4 protein-coding genes are annotated in these 4974 nt (G+C 69.9%); 2 read left to right on the top strand and 2 right to left on the bottom strand.

All coding sequences use genetic code 11. From position 1 onward, the window contains the following. Nucleotides 1-333: 333 nt before the first annotated feature. Nucleotides 334-1362 (bottom strand): alpha/beta hydrolase, encoded by a 1029-nt coding sequence (locus E1293_RS44455; RefSeq protein ID WP_132205788.1) that lies wholly within the window; start codon nt 1360-1362, stop codon nt 334-336. A 133-nt stretch (nt 1363-1495) separates the two neighbouring features. On the opposite strand from E1293_RS44455, the gene E1293_RS44450 reads away from it, so the two are divergent. Next, nucleotides 1496-2227 carry an isocitrate lyase/PEP mutase family protein gene (locus E1293_RS44450; RefSeq protein WP_132205786.1) on the top strand — a complete coding sequence of 244 codons (732 nt, stop codon included), beginning with the start codon at nt 1496-1498 and terminating at the stop codon, nt 2225-2227. 103 nt (nt 2228-2330) lie between these two features. Continuing rightward, the gene (locus tag E1293_RS44445) at nt 2331-3155 is read left to right on the top strand and encodes an oxygenase MpaB family protein (RefSeq protein ID WP_132205784.1); all 825 of its coding nucleotides are present in this window, start codon (nt 2331-2333) and stop codon (nt 3153-3155) included. Here E1293_RS44445 and E1293_RS44440 read toward each other — a convergent pair. Continuing rightward, nucleotides 3130-4899, bottom strand: coding sequence for a BCCT family transporter (locus E1293_RS44440; RefSeq protein WP_132205782.1), 1770 nt, complete (start codon nt 4897-4899; stop codon nt 3130-3132). The two genes, E1293_RS44445 and E1293_RS44440, sit on opposite strands and share 26 nt — an antisense overlap. Between the last annotated feature and the right edge of the window lie 75 nt (nt 4900-4974).

Below are 4974 nucleotides of genomic sequence, written 5' to 3'. Positions count from 1 at the left end.
GGACAGTGCCGCCGCCCCGATCGCGGTCTGGTGTCTCACGGGGGTGCTCCTTCCACATGCCGGACGGGGAGGGGGAGTGGCACGTGGAGCTCCTTGTGGGAGCGCTCCGTCGCGCCGCCGCCCGCCCGGCGGGGGGTTTGGATGGGGGACTCATCCGGATGAGCTGCCCCGAAGTGCACCCTGAATTGTGAAAGGTGTCAATAAATCCATTTGGTATTGGATTTTCAACTTCTGTCGGGGTGTTAATGGAACCACTGGAATGTCGTGCCTGGACAGCGCGGACGGGCCGGGCCGGTCGAGCGGCCCGTCCCGTCCCGTCGCGGACCGCGGGTGTCAGGGGGCGATGCGGCGGCAGAGCCAGGCGAGGGCGAGCGGGTAGCGGTAGTCGATGCCGCCGTGGCCCGCGTCGAACAGCTCGAAGCCGATCACGTCCTCCTTGACGCCGGCGTCGAGAAGCGCCTGGTGGAACGCCTGCGCGCCGATGTCGAGGTACCACTCGTCGCGGGTCCCGCCGTCGATCCAGATCGCGCGCTGCGACCGCATCGCCTCGGCGTGGCCCGGCACCATGCGGACCGGGTCCCACGCCAGCCACCGCTCCCACACGTCCTGCCGGAGGACGCCGGTGACCGGGTCGAACGGCAGCTCGGGCGTGCCGTCCTCGCGGGCCGAATAGCACAGCGCCATGCCGAGGATGTTGAGCAGCTCCATGTCCTCGGGCTTGGTGAACGACGTGCGGGAGTTGAAGTCGCTCCACCAGCGCCAGATGTCGCCGCCGTACTTGCGCAGGTGCCGGACGCACTTCGGGAACTCGGTCAGGTAGCAGTACTCGAACAGCGCGTCCCCGGCGTGCGTCGCGAGCGCGCCGAACAGGTCGGGCCGCAGCATCGGCGTGATCATCGCGCCGTAGCCGCCGCTGGACTTGCCGCTGATCGCCCGGTGCTCGGGGGCGTCCAGCGTCCGGTAGCGGGCGTCCACCCACGGGACGATCTCGTCGCAGATGTAGGAGTGGTAGCGGCCCGTGCCGGGCGAGTCGACGAACTGGCTGCCGCCGTGCGCCGTCCAGGCGTCCACGAACACGACGATCGCGGGCGGTGCCTCGCCGGACGCGAACACCGCGTCGGCCGTCTCCGGGAACGGCTGCCGGTAAGGCATCCGGTTGCGCCAGATCCCGACGTGCCCGGTGAACCCGGTGATCACGTACACGCTGGGATAGCGGCGGTCCGGCTCGTCGTCGTAGCCGGGCGGGACGTAGACCAGCACCGGCCGCTCGTGCGGGTCCTTCAGCGGGTTGCCGCGCAGCAGCTCACTGCTGACGACGTGGTCTTCCAGGCGGCCGGCGAGCTCGGCGGACCAGGGCAGCATGCGCACTCCCTCATCGCGGGTAGATGATCACTTGACGCTAACTCACGCACGGGCCGCGCCGTAGGCCCGCCGGGGGCCGATGTCACACTCCCGTGGCTTGCAAGGTCTCCCTGGAAAAGGGAAGGGGAAATCCATGACCGAGAACGCCGCACGCCTTCGTGACCTGCACCGCCCCGGGGACCCGCTGCTGCTGCCGAACGTCTGGGACGCGGGCAGCGCCACGATCGTCCAGGAGGCCGGATTTCCCGCGCTCGCCACGGCGAGCGCCGCCATCGCCGCCATGCTCGGCTATCCCGACCATGAGGGGGCGCCGGCGGAGGAGATGTTCGCCGCCGCCGGCCGCGTCATCCGCGCCGCGACCGTGCCCGTCACCGTGGACGCCGAGGCCGGGTACGGGCTGCGGCCCGCCGAGCTGGTCGAGCGGCTGCTCGCCATCGGCGCCGCCGGCTGCAATCTGGAGGACACCTACGCCGGGGAGCTGGCCGCCCCGGAGAAGCAGGCCGAGTACATCGCCGCCGTCCGGGCCGCCGCCGGCGACGCGCTGGTGATCAACGCCCGCGCCGACACGTTCGTCGCCCAGGTGGCGGACCCGGTCGAGGCCGCGATCGCCCGGGGCCGGCTGTACCTGGAGGCCGGAGCCGACTGCGTGTACCCGATCATGGCGCCGCCGGACGCCGTCCGGGCCCTGGTCAAGGGCATCCCGGGGCCGGTGAACGCGAACGACTTCCCGGGGACGTCCCTGAAGGAGCTCGCGGAGATGGGGGTCGCCCGCGTCTCCTACGGCCCGATGGCCTACCTGCACACCCTGGACGCCCTGAAGGGGTTCGCCGACCACGTCCTCGCGAAGGAGGATCCGTACGCTTGACGTGTTGTGAGGGCGCCCACTCCCGGGCGCCCTTGCAAGCGCTCACTTACACCTGGCACAGTGAGACGAATTCCGTCTCTACGTATCAGAGGGGTGAGGCCGGATGACCACGACCGCGGAGGAGACGCCCCCGAAGGTCGTCTCCGACTCCATCAGCGGCGTCGCGCTGGCCGCCGCGGCGGCCAACGTCGTCATGCAGCTCTCCCGCCTCCCCGTCGGGCACGGCGTCGCCGAGAGCACCGTCGACAGCGGACGCGTCGACAAGCACCCGGTCAAGCGGGCCCGCACCACCCTCAGCTACATCGCCGTCGCCATGCTCGGCACCGAGGCGGAGCGCCTGGCGATGCGCGAGGAGGTGAACCGGCAGCACAGGCACGTCCGCGCGAAGGAGCCCGTCGCGTACAACGCCTTCGACCGCGACCTCCAGCTCTGGGTCGCCGCCTGCCTCTACCAGGGCATCGAGATGATCTACACGATGCTGTACGGGGAGCCGACCCCCGAGCAGGCCGCCGAGATGTACCGGTACGGCGCCCGCTTCGGCACCACCCTCCAGGTCACCGAGGACATGTGGCCGGCCGACCGGGCCGCGTTCGAGGACTACTGGCAGGCCGGGCTCGCCCAGATCGAGATGGACGGCGTCACCCGCGGCTACCTGCGCGACCTCACCGAGCTGCGGCTCTTCCCGGCGCCGCTGCGCTGGCAGTTCGGCCGCCTGCACCGCTTCCTGACCCTCGGCTTCCTGCCGCAGCCGTTCCGCGACGCGCTCGGCTACCCGTGGACGCCCCGCGACCAGGCGCGCTTCGACCGCCTGACCCGCGTCATGGCCCTGGGCAACCGCGTGCTGCCGCGCCCGGCCCGCGAGTTCCCCTTCAACCTCTACCTCTACGACGTCCGCCGCCGGATCAGGAAGAACCGTCCGATCGTCTGACGGTGTCCTCCGGCGCGGCGCCCTCCTTCCGCAGCGGGACGCGGGGGCCGGCGTCGTCGGGGGACGCCTCGGACGGTTGGATCTGCAGTTCGAAGTCGCCCCGGTGGCGCCGGACGCCGGTGACGACCGCGTCCTCCAGGACCTCGGCGCCCTTGTTCTGGCGGCGCATCATCGGGTCGGAGCGCAGGTCCTTGGCCAGCGAGAAGCACAGCAGGATCAGGACGATCGCGAACGGCAGGGCGCCGATGAACGTGATGTTCTGGATGCCGTTCAGCGCCTTGTCGCCGCCGATCACCAGCATGATCGCCGCGACGCCGCCGGTCATCGCGCCCCAGAAGATCACCACCCAGCGGGACGGGCCGGGGTTGCCCCGCTGCGACAGCGTGCCCATGACGATCGACGCCGCGTCCGCGCCGGAGACGAAGAAGATCGCCACCAGGACCATCACGACGATCGCGGTGAGGACCTCCCAGGGCAGGTTGCCGAGGACGTTGAAGGTGATCTGCTCCTCCGAGCCGTTCCCGAACGGGTTCAGGCCGTCGTGCTGCTGGTGGATGGCCGTCCCGCCGAAGATCGCGAACCAGACCAGGCTGACCACGCTCGGCACGAGGATCACGCCGCCGACGAACTGCCGGATGGTGCGGCCGCGGCTGATCCGGGCGAGGAACATGCCGACGAACGGCGCCCACGAGATCCACCACGCCCAGTAGAAGATCGTCCAGTTGGCGAGGAACGTCTTCATCGGCTCGCCGCCCGTCGCCCCGGACCGGGACGCCATCTCGCCGAAGTCCTGGATGTAGACGCCGATCGAGGTGGGCAGCAGCTCCAGGATGAACACCGTCGGGCCGACGACGAAGACGAAGACCGCCAGGAAGGCGGCCAGCACCATGTTGATGTTGGACAGCCACTGGATGCCGCGCGCGACGCCGGACACCGCCGACAGGATGAAGCAGATCGTCAGCACCAGGATGATCAGCACGAGCACGGTGGTGCCGAGGCTGCTGATCCAGCCCGCCTCCTGCATGGCGGTCCGGATCTGCAGGGCGCCGATGCCGAGCGAGGCGGCCGAGCCGAACAGCGTGGCGAACAGCGCCAGGATGTCGATGAGCTTGCTGACCGAGCCCTCGGCGTGCCGGCGGCCGAGCAGCGGCACGAACGCCGAGCTGATCAGCTGACTGCGGCCCCGCCGGTAGTGGCTGTACCCGATCGCGAGGCCGAGCACGGCGTAGATCGACCACGGATGCAGCGTCCAGTGGAACATCGTGGTCGCCATGGCCGTCTCGATCGCGGCCTCGCTCTGCGCCGGGTCGGTGCCCGGCGGTGGCTCGACGAAGTGCGTGAGCGGCTCGGCGATGCCGAAGAACATCAGCCCGATGCCCATGCCCGCGCTGAACATCATCGCGATCCACGACACGGTGCGGAACTCGGGCTCGTCGCCCTCCTGGCCGAGCGGGATCCGCCCGTACCGGCTGAACGCGAGCCACAGCGAGAAGATCACGAACCCGGTGGCGGCGAGGACGAACAGCCAGCCGACGTTCGCCAGCAGCCAGTCCAGCGTCGACTGCGCCGCCGAGCTCAGGCTGCCGGTGTCCGCCATTCCCCAGATCACGAACGCCGCCGACAGCACCGCGGTGACGCCGTAGACGATCCAGTCGGTGCGCGGGCGTCCTTGGTTCTCGAGGGTCACGGGCTCGGTGCCGGGATGCTCGCCCTGCGCACCCGGCTCACGCTTGGTGCTCTCCATGATCTCTAGTCATGCCCGAAGATTCACTTTTCAGTTACACGGAGAAGCAATTCGTTCACGACCTGCACCGTCGGC

This window comes from Actinomadura darangshiensis (assembly GCF_004349235.1).
GTDB lineage: Bacteria > Actinomycetota > Actinomycetes > Streptosporangiales > Streptosporangiaceae > Spirillospora > Spirillospora darangshiensis.
This window is presented reverse-complemented; position numbering and strand designations above follow the sequence as displayed.